This window comes from Cruoricaptor ignavus, assembly GCF_014961145.1.
Taxonomy (GTDB): domain Bacteria; phylum Bacteroidota; class Bacteroidia; order Flavobacteriales; family Weeksellaceae; genus Cruoricaptor; species Cruoricaptor ignavus.
On sequence record NZ_CP063145.1, the window covers coordinates 878533 to 894274 of the forward strand.

23 protein-coding genes and 1 pseudogene are annotated in these 15742 nt (G+C 36.2%); 9 read left to right on the plus strand and 15 right to left on the minus strand.

What is annotated here, in order from left to right:
* Window positions 1-14: 14 nt before the first annotated feature.
* The 12 genes from IMZ16_RS04105 to IMZ16_RS04160 form a co-directional block, all read right to left on the minus strand.
* Window positions 15-668 (minus strand): ParA family protein, encoded by a 654-nt coding sequence (locus IMZ16_RS04105; protein ID WP_193440606.1) that lies wholly within the window; start codon window positions 666-668, stop codon window positions 15-17.
* A complete protein-coding gene (locus IMZ16_RS04110) occupies window positions 669-2087 on the minus strand; it encodes a relaxase/mobilization nuclease domain-containing protein (RefSeq protein ID WP_193440607.1) in 1419 nt (472 codons plus the stop codon).
* 4 nt (window positions 2088-2091) lie between these two features.
* On the minus strand, window positions 2092-2361 hold the full coding sequence (locus tag IMZ16_RS04115; protein WP_193440608.1) for a hypothetical protein: 270 nt from the start codon (window positions 2359-2361) through the stop codon (window positions 2092-2094).
* Window positions 2362-3241: 880 nt separating this feature from the next.
* Window positions 3242-3970, minus strand: a complete 729-nt coding sequence (locus IMZ16_RS04120; protein WP_193440609.1) for a hypothetical protein — start codon at window positions 3968-3970, stop codon at window positions 3242-3244.
* A gap of 36 nt (window positions 3971-4006) precedes the next feature.
* Complete coding sequence (locus tag IMZ16_RS04125; protein ID WP_193440610.1) at window positions 4007-4489, minus strand: hypothetical protein; 483 nt, start codon at window positions 4487-4489, stop codon at window positions 4007-4009.
* Window positions 4490-4496: 7 nt separating this feature from the next.
* Entirely contained in the window at window positions 4497-4823 is a 327-nt protein-coding gene (locus IMZ16_RS04130; protein ID WP_193440611.1) for a hypothetical protein, read from the minus strand.
* 83 nt (window positions 4824-4906) lie between these two features.
* Complete coding sequence (locus IMZ16_RS10505; protein WP_394368278.1) at window positions 4907-5341, minus strand: PH domain-containing protein; 435 nt, start codon at window positions 5339-5341, stop codon at window positions 4907-4909.
* On the minus strand, window positions 5332-6681 hold the full coding sequence (locus IMZ16_RS04140) for a replicative DNA helicase (protein ID WP_193440613.1): 1350 nt from the start codon (window positions 6679-6681) through the stop codon (window positions 5332-5334). The genes IMZ16_RS10505 and IMZ16_RS04140 overlap by 10 nt, the downstream gene beginning before the upstream one ends.
* A complete protein-coding gene (locus IMZ16_RS04145) occupies window positions 6665-7243 on the minus strand; it encodes a helix-turn-helix domain-containing protein (RefSeq protein WP_193440614.1) in 579 nt (192 codons plus the stop codon). The genes IMZ16_RS04140 and IMZ16_RS04145 overlap by 17 nt, the downstream gene beginning before the upstream one ends.
* Window positions 7244-7246: 3 nt before the next feature.
* Window positions 7247-7441 carry a DUF3853 family protein gene (locus IMZ16_RS04150; RefSeq protein ID WP_193440615.1) on the minus strand — a complete coding sequence of 65 codons (195 nt, stop codon included), beginning with the start codon at window positions 7439-7441 and terminating at the stop codon, window positions 7247-7249.
* Window positions 7438-7713: a DUF3853 family protein gene (locus IMZ16_RS04155; RefSeq protein WP_193440616.1), complete on the minus strand. Its 276-nt coding sequence runs from the start codon at window positions 7711-7713 to the stop codon at window positions 7438-7440. Before IMZ16_RS04155 ends, IMZ16_RS04150 begins: the two co-directional genes overlap by 4 nt.
* Window positions 7710-7928 carry a hypothetical protein gene (locus IMZ16_RS04160; RefSeq protein WP_193440617.1) on the minus strand — a complete coding sequence of 73 codons (219 nt, stop codon included), beginning with the start codon at window positions 7926-7928 and terminating at the stop codon, window positions 7710-7712. Before IMZ16_RS04160 ends, IMZ16_RS04155 begins: the two co-directional genes overlap by 4 nt.
* Before the next feature lie 141 nt (window positions 7929-8069).
* Between IMZ16_RS04160 and IMZ16_RS04165 the strand changes: the two genes are divergently transcribed.
* The 4 genes from IMZ16_RS04165 to IMZ16_RS04180 all read left to right on the plus strand — a co-directional run bounded on the left by IMZ16_RS04165 (window position 8070) and on the right by IMZ16_RS04180 (window position 10976).
* A complete protein-coding gene (locus tag IMZ16_RS04165; RefSeq protein WP_193440618.1) occupies window positions 8070-8492 on the plus strand; it encodes a helix-turn-helix domain-containing protein in 423 nt (140 codons plus the stop codon).
* On the plus strand, window positions 8489-9748 hold the full coding sequence (locus IMZ16_RS04170) for a site-specific integrase (protein WP_193440619.1): 1260 nt from the start codon (window positions 8489-8491) through the stop codon (window positions 9746-9748). Before IMZ16_RS04165 ends, IMZ16_RS04170 begins: the two co-directional genes overlap by 4 nt.
* A gap of 306 nt (window positions 9749-10054) precedes the next feature.
* The gene (locus IMZ16_RS04175; protein WP_193440620.1) at window positions 10055-10354 is read left to right on the plus strand and encodes a hypothetical protein; all 300 of its coding nucleotides are present in this window, start codon (window positions 10055-10057) and stop codon (window positions 10352-10354) included.
* 298 nt (window positions 10355-10652) lie between these two features.
* Window positions 10653-10976 (plus strand): hypothetical protein, encoded by a 324-nt coding sequence (locus tag IMZ16_RS04180; protein ID WP_193440621.1) that lies wholly within the window; start codon window positions 10653-10655, stop codon window positions 10974-10976.
* 121 nt (window positions 10977-11097) lie between these two features.
* On the opposite strand, the gene IMZ16_RS04185 is transcribed toward IMZ16_RS04180, so the two are convergent.
* A complete protein-coding gene (locus IMZ16_RS04185; RefSeq protein WP_193440622.1) occupies window positions 11098-11277 on the minus strand; it encodes a hypothetical protein in 180 nt (59 codons plus the stop codon).
* Window positions 11278-11591: 314 nt separating this feature from the next.
* Here IMZ16_RS04185 and IMZ16_RS04190 point away from each other — a divergent pair, with 314 nt between their 5' ends.
* Both IMZ16_RS04190 and IMZ16_RS04195 read left to right on the plus strand, forming a co-directional pair.
* Complete coding sequence (locus tag IMZ16_RS04190) at window positions 11592-12041, plus strand: DUF1569 domain-containing protein (protein ID WP_193440623.1); 450 nt, start codon at window positions 11592-11594, stop codon at window positions 12039-12041.
* An 11-nt stretch (window positions 12042-12052) separates the two neighbouring features.
* On the plus strand, window positions 12053-12343 hold the full coding sequence (locus IMZ16_RS04195; protein ID WP_193440624.1) for a YciI family protein: 291 nt from the start codon (window positions 12053-12055) through the stop codon (window positions 12341-12343).
* Between the two features lie 121 nt (window positions 12344-12464).
* On the opposite strand, the gene IMZ16_RS04200 is transcribed toward IMZ16_RS04195, so the two are convergent.
* Entirely contained in the window at window positions 12465-12644 is a 180-nt protein-coding gene (locus IMZ16_RS04200; RefSeq protein ID WP_193440625.1) for a hypothetical protein, read from the minus strand.
* Between the two features lie 326 nt (window positions 12645-12970).
* On the opposite strand from IMZ16_RS04200, the gene IMZ16_RS04205 reads away from it, so the two are divergent.
* Complete coding sequence (locus IMZ16_RS04205) at window positions 12971-13672, plus strand: CTP synthase C-terminal region-related (seleno)protein (protein ID WP_193440626.1); 702 nt, start codon at window positions 12971-12973, stop codon at window positions 13670-13672.
* A gap of 212 nt (window positions 13673-13884) precedes the next feature.
* On the opposite strand, the pseudogene IMZ16_RS10520 reads toward IMZ16_RS04205, so the two are convergent.
* Window positions 13885-13995, minus strand: a pseudogene (locus tag IMZ16_RS10520) (IS91 family transposase); the annotation flags it as partial.
* Between the two features lie 642 nt (window positions 13996-14637).
* On the opposite strand from IMZ16_RS10520, the gene IMZ16_RS04215 reads away from it, so the two are divergent.
* Both IMZ16_RS04215 and IMZ16_RS04220 read left to right on the plus strand, forming a co-directional pair.
* Window positions 14638-15024, plus strand: a complete 387-nt coding sequence (locus tag IMZ16_RS04215) for a RidA family protein (protein ID WP_193440627.1) — start codon at window positions 14638-14640, stop codon at window positions 15022-15024.
* Window positions 15025-15148: 124 nt separating this feature from the next.
* Window positions 15149-15532: a hypothetical protein gene (locus tag IMZ16_RS04220; RefSeq protein ID WP_193440628.1), complete on the plus strand. Its 384-nt coding sequence runs from the start codon at window positions 15149-15151 to the stop codon at window positions 15530-15532.
* The last annotated feature ends 210 nt before the right edge of the window (window positions 15533-15742 follow it).

Sequence of the window (15742 nt, forward strand, 5' to 3'; positions counted from 1 at the left end):
TTTCCCATAAAATCTTAAAATGTTGTATCAAAAGCTGTGTTCATCTTGGATATCAATTCAATACAGGTTTCCCTTGTGGCTTCTTTAACATCTGTCGGATAAGTCCTTGTATTAATCTTATGCATACAGTTGCGTTTGTAAAGAGGTGCCTCGATAAGAACCCCCGCATTCTTCAGATACGCATCAAATGTTCCCTGGGTGGGGTACCTATAGCCTTTATCCATTCTGCTCTTGATATAAAACCTTGTTCCCATAAATTGGCATTCATCAAGCATTGCATTGAACATAGCTGTAGATTTGGTAGACAAATCAGAATACTCAAAAGGAATTACGAACGCATCTGTTAGCTTTAGAAGTTGAAGATATGCAGCGTCCAGTGTTCCTGCTAAATCAAATAGCCATATTTCAGACGAATCATGATTTCCCAGCATCTCACTCGTATCGACTAATCTACCTGCATCTGCTACCAAGTTTATAACCTCATAAAGAGGCTCCTTTTCTGGTAACGATTCAGAATCTCGCAGCCATCGGGTATAGAATGACTTCTGATAATCGTAGTCAAATACCGTTAATGTCAATCCTCTTTCAAGACTAAGGAAATTAGCAAACGCCATTGCAAAAGTTGTTTTTCCTACACCGCCTTTTTGGTTTGAAATAGTTACAATCATCTATCTCCTTTTTCTTCGTTTTCGCTTTAATAAATTATCTTGACCGGATTCTTCCGTAGTTTTCCCCGTATAATGTGGTTTTAAAGTTTCCATTATAATTTTGTCGGCGGATTTCAGTATATCCGTAACACCTAAATTGATTTGCTGAGGAGCTTCCGAAAAATCCTGAATTTTCGTTGCAATTTCTTGGCTCAGCAGTTTATCCGCTGACTCAATTTTGTGAGATCGGAAATCAATAATGAATTTCTTTCCGCTATATTCGATGAGGCTAGCTTCACTTTTTACTCCTCTAAGAAGTTTAATGTATTCCTTACGAAGTTCCTTTCTTTCTTCGAAAGTAATTCTGCCTTTGGTTCCTAAAACCATGTTCGGTTTCAGACCTTTAAATTTGGTTGACAGAAAATTAACCAGAGCATCCCTATGTGCTTGACTTCCTATTTTGAAGTCGTTAACCGATTCGAAAGTCTTTTTGTCAATTCTGTCATCTGTGAATTGAAACAGCCTTTCCATTTTCAACAGACTGCTTCCCTTATAGATATTTCCTGTGCTATGGTCTATGAGTGTATAACCGAATGGTGTTCGGCCGTCTTTGGAATGAAAAACGATAGCCATTCCAAAAGATTCTTTCAAACGATGCTGGAGTTCACTGTTAAGAACGTAATTGTTTTTTACATTTTCCAGATTTCGGTGAAGCCCAAGCCCGTAGCGTTTGTCTTCAATAGTAAAAACCTTTCCAGACCATTGCTTAGAATATTTAGCAAGAATCGCCTTTACTTGGTTCTTTCTTGCTTCATCCGGTTCTTGGAAAAGTTTTGAGACATCTTCGATTTCTTTTACCTTGATACCTTTCGTATATATCGAAATCTTTTCGCGCTTGTTTTCATCAACAACAGCTTTGTAACCTGCTGTCTTTAATGCCTCTTCTAATTGTGATTTTGTCGTAAATCTGTATTTCAGAATTGCATCCAACCTTTTGTCGGTGTCTGCTTCAAATCTTTCGGCGTATGCCTGTCGCAAAGCCTGCTGTGCTTTAAGCCTCTCGAAACTTGCGTTAATCTTTTTACCTGTGCTTTTCGAAACCCTTGTGCTTACGATGTGGACATGATTATTTTCTGTGTCATTATGGAAAACTACTATATAAGGTTGTTCCCCATATCCCATCTTATTCATGAACTCCTGTGCAATGTCAGTCAGTTCCTCTTTGCTTTGCTCCCGGAACCTTGACGAAATTACAGCGTGAAACTGTGGTTTCTTTATTCGCTCGCTTTGCGAAATAGCTTTTAAGTAAATGCGTACTTCGCCGGCACTGTCACCGACATATGATGGGAAATTCTTTTTCAGCATTAATTCCCCCTTCTCGTTCGCTATTTTTTTGTCGTTATATTTTACACCATTGAAATTATCTCCGGCAGAATTCAAAATTTTAACGACCATGTGTCATCAATTCATAAATCTGATTCACTCTCTCGATTTCGAGCTTTTTCAGTCTTACTATTTCGATTAGCAACTGGTTAAAATCTTTAAGTAAATCATTTGAAATATGCTTCTGAGCGTTGGCAATCTTCGCAAATTGGTTAATATTATTTTCAACCTTCTTGTAAATATTGTCGTGCTTTTCAAGGAACTCACAAACCGTGCGTTTTTCACCAATGCTGATTCTGTTTTCGACAGAATTCACAATCAGGCTTTTCATAGAAATTTTTAAATCCTGACATTTTCTGATCCACCTTTGTTTCCGGTCATCTTCAATACGGATTTCAAGTCTTCCTTCCAGCACGCTTTGTATTCTGAATAAAATTCAATGCAAAAATGATCCGTTCGTAAAAACCTTACAAGTGATGTGTTCTTTTCGGCAGAAAGAAGTGGTTTATTAATTTACAAAGTGGTTTATTACTTCTCCGGGCAAATGTCTTTTTTTAGATTCAGCTTGCTGGACTTGAGTTCCGAAAGTTCTAAATCCTTTTCCCTTCAAGGAAAGGCAAGGAAGCCATTTAGGATTGTCGGTGCGCCGCTATCCGTACAATGGCACACCTTGCAATAAACCTTTATTTTAAAAACCTTCAAAAAATAACATAGTTTGAAAAAACAATTGTGTGTATGTATATTATAAAATAATATTATATAATATATACACAGAAAAAAAGAAAAATCTGAGACCTACAAATTATTTTTATTGAAATTTCTGAAAAAAAATGTAACAGTTTGGTTATCAAAAGATTATTTTTAAATAATTGTTGCAAAATCTGCAACAATGAAGTGCAGAATCTGCAACAATGAAGTGCAAAATCTGCAACAATGAAGTGCAAAATCTGCAACAATGAAGTGCAAAATCTGCAACAATGAAGTGCAGAATCTGCAACAATGAAGTTCAAAATCTGCAACAATGAAGTGCAAAATCTGCAACAATGAAGTGCAAAATCTGCAACAATGAAGTGCAGAATCTGCAACAATGAAGTGCAGAATCTGCAACAATGAAGTGCAAAATCTGCAACAATGAAGTGCAAAATCTGCAACAATGAATAAAAAAAAACTGTCCAAAAAGACAGTCTCTATTTATATATGTTTTCTGTAAGTTATAGTTTCACTTCAAACATCATTACAGCTTCTCTGATATCGATATCATACTTTTTGTTGTCGATTAAAACCTCTACAACATAGGCTTCATCATCCTTTCTCCAACTGGTTACTGTGCCTTTTTTATTCGCAATCTTTTTGGCGTTTCCGGACAAATTCTGAATATCCGCCACCGTATCAGCAGTGCGATTGATTGCTTCTGCACGGTTCATAACTTTTGTGGCTCCAACTACAGTCTTAATATTGTTTGATCCCATCCCAACAGCTCCGACAATGCCACCTGTTGCACCGGCAATTTTACCAATACTGCGCACGTTCATCACGTTTCCTTTTGGATTTATAGAAAGAAAATCCTTTCCAGCAGACGGCACACTGATTTGAATTTCATCCCCCTTGCTGATGCTTTTTTCTCCAATTATCAGTTTGCCGCCCTGCTCTCTGATACCGCTGGTAATGACGCCAAAAAGTTGATTAGTAGGATCATTACTTTCTAACTGTGCTATCATCATTGCTGTTATAACATTGTCGGATAAACCAGCCTTCTTTAGGCCTAAAATAGATTCAGTAGTAAGATCATAATCTCCCTTTGTAGTTTTGATTTTCCCTTGGATAAGTTCATCACTCAAGCCGGCATCCTTCATTTTAAGGATGGTAGCGTTATCCAATCTTTCCTGTGAAAACACTGCTGAACTGAATATCATTGCAGTTGTGAGTAAAATTTTCTTCATTTTAATGATGTTCGTATGACAAAAATACACCAATTATTATTCTAACGCCGTTAATAGTGTAAAATCTTTGGCTTCAAACATTTCTTTTTCATCTCTGTCTTTGTTTAGGTAATCCAGTTGGCTTTGAATCATCTCAGGAAACGCTTTATTCCAGAACCACTTCTGTATTTTAATCTCTGCTTTACCTTCATTTTCGCCCAATATTTGGCAAACTTTATTAGGAATAAAAAGCCACGGAGAAATGGTTATGTTACCAACCTTACAACTTAGCGTTGCCCTAACCGACTTTTCTTTTTGTTCGTAATCTTCTACGAAAACACTTAAACTATCTGGAGTAGATGGGTTTTGAACTTCTTCTAATTTCTCTTGCCAGAATTCCTCTTCAATTTCTAAATAATCTTCAGATTTAGTTATTTTTGATTTTGGAAACCAGGTTGTTATATTCTCTCCATTCAGATTGAATTCCACAAGCATTGCCTTTTCAGTTCTCTTTTTAATTGTAAAGTCACGTATAACCATATGGGTATTAATTTAATTTGGATTGTAGATTAGTAAGATATTCAGTAAGGAGTTTATTTTGCACTTCATTGTAAGAATTATATTCCAGTGTCATCTCTACATCTTTTAGTAGTTTATTTGCGAGATGATATTTCAAAGCAATTTTTCTCTTGTGATTATCATTTTTCATTAAAAAAAATTTCTTTCTTCTCAGAAGGCTGAGAATTTCTGATGATTGAGACTGAGCTATTTTATCCTCTCTGGTCGTAGCTTTATCTTTGACAAATTTTTCCTCAATTCCTATAAGTAAGTTGAGTTGGTCAATACTGATTGTCTGATTAATCTTTGCTATCATAATGTTATTTCTTTTTTAGTGTGAATTTTGAAAGCTATTCAAGGGAACATCTATTTTGTTCACGAAGTGAAAATATTGTTTCTTCATGTCCAAATTTCGTTTAATTGTTTGTTTACCTCCTTTACAAAATCATCTGGATTTGCTAAGCGAAAGTTATAGAGCAAATCGCCTGATGTAATACTAACTGTTCCAAGTTTAACTGATTGTCCTAAAGGATAATTTACATTTACAGATTTTACTGACCATAAGTAGATATCATGTGTGTTTTTCATAAGAATTCCGGATCTCAGTTGAATTATCCCATCAAAAACAATTATTCGAGTAGAAAGTTTAATCAACAAGATTCTAATGCAGTTGAGCATGATCAATAAAGGAATTAACAATATAGCTCTGAGGACATACGCATCTCTGACGAAAAAAAACAGTATTCCAGGAGAACATAGTAGAATCCCTACTGTAGGAATCACATACACGATCCAATGCAATTTTGCGATATAACGCACAACATTCATTTCCATGATTTATTTTGAAAGCTTGAAGTTGCTAAATTAATAATGAAACGTTGAAAATGTGTTGCCCCGTGTCTGTTTTTTTCGATAATAATTTCCGCTTGGTTGGCAGAGGGTAAGTCTATCATAGCAGGCTGACCATCATCATCTGTGTTCCAAGATGAAATTCCGTAATATTCAGGTCTGAAAATAAACATTACTACGTCGGCATCCTGTTCAATAGCTCCGGAATCTCTTAAGTCTGATAATTGTGGCCGCTTGTCACTGCGCTGCTCTAAATTTCTTGAGAGTTGAGAAAGTGCGATAACAGGGATATTAAGTTCTTTCGCAATTGCTTTTAAGCCCCTGCTTATTGACGAAATCTCTTGCTCCCGATTTTTTTTAGATTCTTGGTTTGTAACTAACTGCAGATAGTCTACGAATAAAATGCCGATATTATATCGCAATTTCATAATTTTCGCCTTTAGTCTTAGGTTTTGAATTGAAATGGCCGCACTATCGTCAATATATATCTGTAATGATTGCAGCTTGTCTTTTAATGACCAATAAGTTCGCAATTCCTCCTCGTTGAGACCTTTTCGTAATACAGCCCAGTTTGGAATGTTTGTTATATTGGTCAAAATCCTTGCTGCTATCTGTTCTGCTGACATTTCTAAAGAAAAAACGCCGACGGGAATGTGCTGTTCCACACAATCTACGATTTGCTGAACCATAAATGCGGTTTTGCCCATTCCGGGTCTTCCGGCAACGATGTTGAGATCGCTGTTTTGCCAACCACCCATAACATCGTTGATAAGTTTGAGCGAGCTCGATATTCCTATTTTCTTCCCTTCTAAGATTGCCCTGAAGTTATTTTCTACGGATTGAATTAATTCTGGAAATTGCTTTGTCCGTTTATTGCGATCAACAAACCTATCAAGAAAAAGATTATCAAAATATTCAAACGCTTTATCTCTTATCTCAAAAATGTCAACATTTGCAGTTTGCTGCGCTAAGTTTAACAGACGGGAAAATTTTGATATAAAGTCACGTTTTGTCGCTAATTCTGCTAAGTAAAATATGTGTGTTTCCAAATTTGCAGAACTTGCAACTAAAAGCGACAAATCTATGATGTAAGCATTAAGGTGAGTGATATTTTTCTTTTGCAATTCAAACGATACAGTCATCATATCAATTGCTATATTTTCATTCCACATTTTCTCAATTACTCCGTAAATGATTTGATGATCATGCACGGCAAATAAATCCTGCGAAAGCATCATGTGATAATTTTCCAAAACATTCTTCTCAATTAGCAATGTACCGAGAACAATTTTTTCGATTTCTACGCTGCTATCTATATTCTTCATTGTAAGTTGATAATGGTCTTTGTATAGTTGGTAAAACACTCTTAAAATTACCTTTATTTTTATACGCATCCATTGCTGTTCGCAATGACCCTTTCCAATTTCTAATTGGCGTCTTTCCGTTGCCAATTAGCAACTTCCAGCCGTTATCAATCCAAGATTGGTACTTGCTCGTAACAAAGAAATCCAAGCTACTGTCATAAATAGGTAGTGTTTTTGCATAATTTACAAACTCATGTAGCGTTGGGATATCAGAACTTGGAACAGAAGACTCTGTAACTTTCTCATGAATTTCCTGCTCGACTTTGTCCGCCGGTGGAATAATTAATTTATAAGTTCCGATATTTCCGAAACCCTTCCTTTTAAATTCCAAGAGACCCTTCCTTATTAATTCTTGCTTAGCCGAAGCTATTGTTCGTTTGCTACATCCTAATCGTTCTGAAAGTTTTATTTCCGAAATCTGAACGATTTCATCTTCAAAACATAATAGATATATAAGCAGAAGCTGTGAAGTTGAAGTAATCTTAGTTGTGGCCATCACTTTCCAAGCCTCTTCCAGAATCATACTTTAATTTTTTTCCTTTCTTGCAAGTAAGACATCTACTTTCTTCTTGTCCACCAAAATAATATGGCCTACCTGTATAATTGCTTCGTTAATCTTCCCTGAAGCCTTTATCCTGTGTGCAGTGCGCTTTGAGCAATGGAGGTGATTGGCAAGCCCATCGATACCATAACAATATGCTTTGTCTCCGCTCTTATTCATCGCCCTGAATTTTCCCGCATGGCCGAAATAGCAGCATCAGCATCGATTATAATCGTCCTTCCTTGCTGAATTATAGCATCACCGAAGATTCCACTTGCCTTCAGTTTGGAAGCGGTGCCGTTCGAGCAACCTAATAACTTAGCTAAACCACTGATACCATAAACATATTCTTTTTCCTTCTCCTTTACTCCGGGTTCAGTTTGTGAAAATTCTTGTAAGAGCTCACGAAATTCTCCTACGGTGAGTTCCCATAACGGTCTCTGAGCGTTCATTTTAATATATTTTTATTGTTATCAAATATTTCCTGCTCGGTATAACCTTTTTCTTTAAAAAAGTTAATGGCTTCATAACTAGCTAACCGACTGCTGTTTCTTCTGGCCTGTGCAAGCACCGAACTTTGTTTTAAACCGACACGAATAGCTAATTCTGCAGACAGAGCATTGTCTGTTAAAATTGATTTTCTAAGCTTCTCGCTAACCTTGTTCATCTTACTATTATTCTTTAAATGTATTTGTGACTATATTTGTAACTGTAACTGTAATACAATTGCAAATCTACAGTTAAATAATATAACTTCAAAATATTTTTATAGTTTTTTAAAATTTTTTCTCCCCTTTAAACCTATAATATGTCTGAGAACCAACGTTTAAAAGAATTGCAGAAATTATTGCAGTTTGACAATCAAGTAGAATTTGCTAAAAAATTAGGGATTAAGCAGGGTTCCCTCAGTAGTATCTACACGGGTAGAAATAGAGTATCAAACAACATTAAGTATAAGCTGAAAACAATGTTCAATGTAAATATGGAGTGGTTTGCAACCGGTTTCGGTGATCCGTTTCAAGATGGCTCTCAAAAAATTGAGGGCGTAACCAATGGAGGCATTAGTCAAATTAAGGGGAATAATGGAAACATCACCATCACTCATAACGATTTTACAAACCTATTAGATTTACAAAAGTCACAGCAAGAGCTTCAGGCTGAATGGCTTGAAAGACTTAAAGAATCTCAAAACCAGATCACCGAACTTATAAATCTTCTTAAAAACAAATGACCAGATATCACGGACAATTTCTTTTGGATAAAGAAAAAGGAAAATCAGATGCCAGGCTGAGATACCGGGTAAAATGGGAAGGTAATATTGTAGCATTCAATGTAGGCTACAGAGTTGAGATTGATAAATGGAGTACAGATACGCAGCGTTGCAAAATCAATACTACACACGGAAAAAAGAAAATCTCCGCCAGCATCATAAACAGGAATCTAACAAGGTTTGAAGATGCATTAGATAAAATATCCCATTCCGGACATAATTTTTCTGTAACAGATTTTAAAGAGGCTTTCAATTCTCTGGTGAATAAAAATGGTAAAAGTTCACAGAAATTAAAGTCTAAATCCTTATTTGATTTCTACGATGATTTCATCCAAGAAGAAGGTAGAAACCGATTATGGACAGAAAGCACATATGCAAAACTAAAGACCAACAAAAACCACATTTTCGAATTTAATTCATCCCTGAAGATGTCAGATATTAATGATGATTTAATGCAGAATTTGCAATTCTTTCTTCAGGATACAAAGGGGTTCCGAAATTCAACTGTGGAAAAACAGATTTCATTCTTCAAATGGTTTTTAAGATGGGCGAAAAGGAAAGATATTATGAAAGATGAGTCAGCAATTGCTTTCAAACCTAAACTGAAGAAAACACAGAAGACCATAGTTTTTCTGACACAGGCTGAATTGAAACAGTTGAAAGAATATTCACCGAAAGATGGACAAAACTATCTTAGACGGGTGAAAGATATTTTTCTTTTTCAATGCTTTACAGGTCTGCGTTTTTCGGATGTAATAAATCTTAAGAATTCGGATTTGCAAGATGGTGTATTACTCATTACAACAATCAAAACATCTGATTTATTACGCATCGATCTAAACGATTACAGTAAAGAAATAGTTTTACGATACTATAATCCAAAGCATCCAAACCTGCCGATATTTCCCACTATCAGCAACCAGAAAATGAATGAATATCTTCAGCAGTTAGCAAAAGATGCGCAAATTAATGAACCGGTTAGACAAACATTTTATATGGGAAATAAGCGGTGTGAAATCATGCTCCCGAAACATGAAGTTATTTCCAGTCATGCAGGCCGGCGCACTTTCATTTGTAACGCTCTGTCCATTGGTATTCCTGCACATGTTGTAATGAAATGGACAGGACATTCAGACTATAAAGCAATGAAACCATATATTGAAATTGCGGATGAAATCAAGGTGGATGCAATGGCCAAGTTTAACGGATTATTTTAGTCCCGCCTTTTAAAAAACAGGGACTAAAAAGCGCATAGTTTAAAAAAGTTCATGATTCTATATTACTGAGTAAATCCCGTATTAATCAGCATTCTAAGGAAATATAACACTTAGTTAATGTTTAAAATAGGGATTAAAGAATCCCTCCAACTCCACAATAACCCCTGTAAGTCATTGATTTACAGGGGTTTTTATTTTCAGGTGCTAATATAGGTGCTAAAGAAGTTTCTTTTAATAGTGGACTTTCAATGACAGATGTTATATTTAATAAAAGTATTAGTAATCTTTCACATATTGAAATAGTTTTTGAAAATCAAAAAAAAATTATTTATCAACAATGTTCTGCTTCATCTAACTGTTATGAAAATCCAAGAAACATTTTCAATCCAGCAAACTACGATGAAGAAAAGGAAACTTATAGTATCACACCTGAAGATTACCAAAACGGCAACAGATTGTAATGGAGGCTGCAACGTGACGGGAATAACTGTCGAAGGTACGCCTGCTTCTGCCCAGGATGGAGATATTTCTTTCGAAGCGTTGCGGAAGTTCGGCAAAACCGTTAACTTCGCTCGAGGCACGGTTCAGGAATTTGTTTGTCCTTAAATCCTCCGGAGATTTTTTGTAGCCATTTTATATGTTTTTAAGGGTTAATAAAAACAAAGGTACTAAAACGGCGAATGGGAAAAGCTACCGGAGGTTTAGTTCAACATCGGTTTTGCAAAAGCGGGATTGAAGTTTACATCGAAGATTTTAGCGGTTAATTAAGTTTTTAGCAAGTAGAAAGATTTCGTATTTTTAGCCCGCCTGCAGAAATACCCAAACGTTGTGCGTAATATTAAAACACTTACCGATGATAAAAACTTTTTTTGGATTATTAATTTTTACGTTGATCTCTTGTCAAATGGTTGGAAAAGAAAATGGAGTTAATTTTTCTATTGAAAACAAATCTGACCATCCTATTGAGAACGTTAGATTCACAACGTCTGAATATCTACATGAATTGAAATTTGAAATAATAAATCCGAATGAAAAAGTTTCTGACTTTCTGAATATGGAGGAAAATAGAAATGACGGAAGTTATGTAATTGAGTTCACTCGCAAAGGAGAAAATAAAGTAACAAAAGGTTTTGGATACTACACCAATGGTGGTGCTCTAGAAAAATGGGCGAAATTTCAAATAAAAAATGATACAGTAATATCGGAATTTGGAGGTACATCATATTAAAAATACTACGCACAATAACTAAGCTTTCGTCTTGTCCGCAGGACAGAAGATGAAAGCCCGTTGAACGGAAGCTCCCGTGGCTTTTCAGCAGTATGATGGTCCTCTTATGGGGATGTCGTTTTTAGAGCACCAAGGCTGCAACGTGACGGGAATAACTGTCGAAGGTACGCCTGCTTCTGCCCAGGATGGAGATATTTCTTTCGAATCGTTGCAGAAGTTCGGCAAAACCGTTAACTTCGCTCGAGGCACGATTAAGAAATTTGTTTGTCCTTAAATCCTCCGGAGATTTTTTTGTAGCCATTTTATATGTTTTTAAAAGGTTAATAAAAACAAAGTTACTAAAACGGCGAATGGGAAAAGCTACCGGAGGTTTAGTTCAACATGGGTTTTGCAAAAGAGCGGGTTAAGTTTAAACTTCAACATCTGTGCTTTTTTCCGCAAAAACCATTTTTTATTTGCTTAAAAAGAGTAAATTAGCAAATAAAAAAATGGTTTTGCTAACTGTAGTGCTGAATTGAGCTTTTGTGCTTTCTAATCCGCTCCTTCGCAAAGCCCCGAACCGTTGGTGGCAAGTGTATCAGAACTACCGCTGACAAACAAACTGACAAACAAAAAATGAACAATTTATACAGCAAAACAGACATAAACGGAATACTAAAAAGATTGGACAATCTTCAATCAAATGCCGAAAGACAGTGGGGAAAAATGGATGTGGCTCAAATGTTAGCTCACATAAATATTTCGCTTGAAACAGCAATGGGACTAAATTTTCCCAAAAGAATGTTTATTGGAAAAATCATAGGCGGATTTCTAAAAAAGAAATATTTAAATGACAAACCAATGGACAAAAATTCTCCGACAGACAAAAACTATGTTTTTACAGACAAAAAAGAATTTGAAAAAGAAAAAGCTAAAGCCATTCAACTTGTTGGACAATTTTATGAAAATGGACCTGAAAAATGCACAAAACATCCACATTCATTTTTCGGAAATTTTACACCAGAAGAATGGGCAATTTTGCAATGGAAACATTTTGACCATCATTTAAGACAATTTGGAGCATAAAAACAAGAAAAATGCACATAATCTCATTGACATATAAAACAACAATTGACGAAGTTGAAAAACATATTAAAGAGCATATTAACTTTTTAGAAAAATATTATGCCCTTGACAAATTTATATTTTCGGGGCGTAAAAATCCAAGAACGGGAGGAGTTATTTTGGCAAACAACATTTCAGACATTGAGATTCAGGAAATTATCAAAGAAGACCCATTCTATAAACATCAAATAGCTGACTATGAAATTACAGAATTTACACCAACAAAGTACGACCAACGATTTAAACCATTCATAACCGAATAAAACACCTGCCACCAATAACTAAGCTTTCGTCTTGTCCGCAGGACAGAAGATGAAAGCCCGCTGAACGGAGGCTCCGGTGGCTTTTCAGCAGTATGATGATCCTCTTATGGGGATGTCGTTTTTAGAGCGCCAAGGCTGCAACGTGACGGGAATAATTGTCGAAGGTACGCCTGCTTCTGCCCAGGATGGAGATATTTCTTTCGAATCGTTGCAGAAGTTCGGCAAAACCGTTAATTTCGCTCGAGGCACGGTTCAGGAGTTTGTTTGTCCTTAAATCCTCCGGAGATTTTTTTGTAGCCATTTTATATGTTTTTAAGGGTTAATAAAAACAAAGTTACTAAAACGGCGAATGGGAAAAGCTACCGGAGGTTTAGTTCAACATGGGTTTTGCAAAAGCGGGGATGAATTTCTCTTGCGTTGAAAGTTTCGTCATTATTAGCCGCAAAAAAACTTTTCCATTTTTAGTTTTTTTGTAATTTTGAAAAAACGAAAATGGTTTTTGCTCGGGTTCGTGTTTATGGAAAGTTTCGGATTTCTTAACCCCGCCTTCGCAAAGCCGTTTCCCGTTGGCGGTCATGCTATGAGCTGACACGATAAATCAAATAACAAACATTGACAAAATAGAATATGGTTCATAAAATTGCAATACTTGGAGACTTTAATCCAATCTATTCGACACATCATGCACTGAATGACAGTATTAGGCAGGTTCAAAAAATATTAAAAGATGAAGTTCAGTTTGACTGGATTGCAACTGACATTTTTAATTACAAAACAGCATTTAAAAAAATGTATAGTGGACTTTGGATTGCACCAGGTTCACCATACAGAAACATGGAAAACGTAATCAATACAATTACTTACGTAAGAGAAAATAATATTCCAACACTTGGAAATTGTGGCGGTTTTCAACACATGATAATTGAATTTGCAAGGAATGTCTGCGGTATCACAAATGCTGACCACGAAGAAACAAACCCAAATGCAACCGACTTATTAATTTCAAAATTGACTTGCTCGTTAGTTGAACAAGAAGAAGAATTAAGAATTACAGATACTAATTCACTACTGTTTGACACAATAAAAAGAGAAAAACTACTTGGAAAATATTTTTGCAGTTACGGAATTAATGGAAAGTACATTGACAATTTAAAAGCGAATGGACTTAAACTTACGGCTATATCACCAGATGGACAAGTGAGAGCTTTTGAAATTGATAAGCATCCTTTTTTTATAGGTACATTATTTCAACCAGCTTTGACTTCGACAATTGATGAGCCTAACCCATTAATAATTGAATTTGTTAATCGAAGTATAAAACATGAGTAAAAGCACGAACCGCCAATAACTAAGCTTTCGTCTTGTCCGCAGGACACAAGATGAAAGCCCGTTGAACGGAAGCTCCGGTGGCTTTTCAGCAGTATGATGATCCTCTTATGGGGATGTCGTTTTTAGAATTTAGAGGTGCAAAGCAGTTTTTTCGGAAGGACTGCTTTTTTTGTGGCGTTGGGTAGCCTTTGGAAGTGGTTTCTGCGGGGTTTTACCGGATTGGGTGACGAAAGAAATTCCTGCGGCGGACCGCGCTGCCCGAAAACGGCAATGGTCACCAGGTTTCCCTCCTTGCAGCACCGGCATTTATTGAGCAGCGTCTTCCGGTCGAAATCCAAATGCTGAAGCTTGGAATAGCGTTTAGATGTTCTGTCTTTTAATCGTACCATATTGGAATTGAAATTAGAGACGAGAGAAGAAGTAAGAATGTTAATCCGCTTTTAATCGCACCATATTGGAATTGAAATACAGGGAAAATTTCTACCTAGAGGAAACGCTTTCAGCTTTTAATCGCACCATACCATATTGCAATTGAAATTTCTGAAATTATCAGTTTGTGCGATATGACTAAAAACTTTTAATCACACCGTATTAGACTTAATAGTAGTTATTGGCACTATTTCGATTATCTTAAATTTTGGAAATTTCAAATCACCAGTTGGAAGAAATGTTTTTTTCATATTTCTTTATTAAGAAAATTGAGTTCCGAAATTTTCCAACCCTTTTTCTGAAAGAAAAGGCAAGGGCGTATTTTACGGGGATGTAGCGCAGCGAAATTCCGCTGAACAAATACACACAAATAGACATCGGAAACCGCGAACAGCAAAGCGTTCTGGAAGATTACAGGAAAAGTTTTGAGCAATAAATTTCTTGTCCTTATTCATTCCGAAGATTTTTTAATCATCGAATGATATCTTAAGTTTTTTTCAATAGATTCGTAACGGATAAATTTAATAGCAGATAAAATGAAGCCAACTCGTTTAAATCCAAAAAATATTCCTGCACCTGTCGGTAAATATTCACACATTACGGTTATTCCTAAAAATTCTAATCTATACACCTTTTCTGGGCAAATTGGCGTGGATATTAATGGCGGTATCCCAGAGGAAATGAATGAACAGATTCGCAATACTTTTAGGAATATCAGGCTGGTTTTAGAAAGCCAGAATTTGATTTCAGATGATGTTATCAAAGTAAATATTTGGGCGACGGAAGAAATTGATTGGGATTTTTTATATGCAGAGTGGGATTCGTTTTTCGGAAAGAATTATCCTTCGATGACTATTGGATATCTGAAAGCGTTGGGGCTTCCTGAAATAAAAATCGAAATAGAAATTTGGGCAGCAAAATAATTTTTTTAAAAACTTTCTAAATGGCTCTTATCTTTATTTAGTCCACAGAATTATTTTTTTAGTCGCCAAAATTTAGAACCATTCTCAAATTCAGGTGCTTAAGTTTCCGTAAATTTGCCGTGCAATGCGGAAGTTTATCGCCATATTTTTCCTGTCGGTTTACCTGCTTGCCTTCACGGAAGCAAGGCAGCTGCTGAAGCTGCCCGACCTTGTAGGGCACTACATCACGCACAAGCACGAAGATCCTGGCACATCTTTCTACTCGTTCCTCAGGATGCACTACCTGGAAAGCCACGGGAAAAATACCGACCCGGAAAACCACACCAAACTTCCCTTCAAAATGCACGACCTAGCTTTCGCACCGGCTTCCATCATTCCGCCGGCAAAGGAATTTAGCCTGCTGCCAAAGCCCGTCATTCCGCAGGACAGGAATTACAGCATCTTCTACATCGAGCCGTTTTCCGATGAATACCTCTCGTCCGTTTTCAGGCCGCCAAGCATCGGCTGATTTCTTTTTTTCCATTCTGCAATATTTTCAGTGATAAAATGCGCTGAAACCCTGTGCTGATAATCCTTTCGGATAAATCATCCCATTGCAGAATTTTTCAAACTAAAAATTTTCCTGGTTTTTTTAATCACTATCGTCAATAAAAACTTCGATAGAATGAATGTGTTTCTGAAATAAATCACAGTAAATAATCAGCGGTTTCACTTTGAA

What these genes read in the sequence shown, in the direction of transcription:
- IMZ16_RS04125 (WP_193440610.1), bottom strand. Translation starts at nt 4,489, where the DNA reads ATGGTTATACGTGACTTTACAATTAAAAAGAGAACTGAAAAGGCAATG.
- IMZ16_RS04190 (WP_193440623.1), top strand. Translation starts at nt 11,592, where the DNA reads ATGAACAATTTATACAGCAAAACAGACATAAACGGAATACTAAAAAGA.
- IMZ16_RS04130 (WP_193440611.1), bottom strand. Translation starts at nt 4,823, where the DNA reads ATGATAGCAAAGATTAATCAGACAATCAGTATTGACCAACTCAACTTA.
- IMZ16_RS04170 (WP_193440619.1), top strand. Translation starts at nt 8,489, where the DNA reads ATGACCAGATATCACGGACAATTTCTTTTGGATAAAGAAAAAGGAAAA.
- IMZ16_RS04155 (WP_193440616.1), bottom strand. Translation starts at nt 7,713, where the DNA reads ATGAACGCTCAGAGACCGTTATGGGAACTCACCGTAGGAGAATTTCGT.
- IMZ16_RS04165 (WP_193440618.1), top strand. Translation starts at nt 8,070, where the DNA reads ATGTCTGAGAACCAACGTTTAAAAGAATTGCAGAAATTATTGCAGTTT.
- IMZ16_RS04200 (WP_193440625.1), bottom strand. Translation starts at nt 12,644, where the DNA reads ATGGCTACAAAAAAATCTCCGGAGGATTTAAGGACAAACAAACTCCTG.
- IMZ16_RS04205 (WP_193440626.1), top strand. Translation starts at nt 12,971, where the DNA reads ATGGTTCATAAAATTGCAATACTTGGAGACTTTAATCCAATCTATTCG.
- IMZ16_RS10505 (WP_394368278.1), bottom strand. Translation starts at nt 5,341, where the DNA reads ATGGAAATGAATGTTGTGCGTTATATCGCAAAATTGCATTGGATCGTG.
- IMZ16_RS04140 (WP_193440613.1), bottom strand. Translation starts at nt 6,681, where the DNA reads ATGAAGAATATAGATAGCAGCGTAGAAATCGAAAAAATTGTTCTCGGT.
- IMZ16_RS04195 (WP_193440624.1), top strand. Translation starts at nt 12,053, where the DNA reads ATGCACATAATCTCATTGACATATAAAACAACAATTGACGAAGTTGAA.
- IMZ16_RS04180 (WP_193440621.1), top strand. Translation starts at nt 10,653, where the DNA reads ATGGTTGGAAAAGAAAATGGAGTTAATTTTTCTATTGAAAACAAATCT.
- IMZ16_RS04105 (WP_193440606.1), bottom strand. Translation starts at nt 668, where the DNA reads ATGATTGTAACTATTTCAAACCAAAAAGGCGGTGTAGGAAAAACAACT.
- IMZ16_RS04120 (WP_193440609.1), bottom strand. Translation starts at nt 3,970, where the DNA reads ATGAAGAAAATTTTACTCACAACTGCAATGATATTCAGTTCAGCAGTG.
- IMZ16_RS04215 (WP_193440627.1), top strand. Translation starts at nt 14,638, where the DNA reads ATGAAGCCAACTCGTTTAAATCCAAAAAATATTCCTGCACCTGTCGGT.
- IMZ16_RS04185 (WP_193440622.1), bottom strand. Translation starts at nt 11,277, where the DNA reads ATGGCTACAAAAAAATCTCCGGAGGATTTAAGGACAAACAAATTTCTT.
- IMZ16_RS04150 (WP_193440615.1), bottom strand. Translation starts at nt 7,441, where the DNA reads ATGAATAAGAGCGGAGACAAAGCATATTGTTATGGTATCGATGGGCTT.
- IMZ16_RS04160 (WP_193440617.1), bottom strand. Translation starts at nt 7,928, where the DNA reads ATGAACAAGGTTAGCGAGAAGCTTAGAAAATCAATTTTAACAGACAAT.
- IMZ16_RS04115 (WP_193440608.1), bottom strand. Translation starts at nt 2,361, where the DNA reads ATGAAAAGCCTGATTGTGAATTCTGTCGAAAACAGAATCAGCATTGGT.
- IMZ16_RS04220 (WP_193440628.1), top strand. Translation starts at nt 15,149, where the DNA reads ATGCGGAAGTTTATCGCCATATTTTTCCTGTCGGTTTACCTGCTTGCC.
- IMZ16_RS04145 (WP_193440614.1), bottom strand. Translation starts at nt 7,243, where the DNA reads ATGATTCTGGAAGAGGCTTGGAAAGTGATGGCCACAACTAAGATTACT.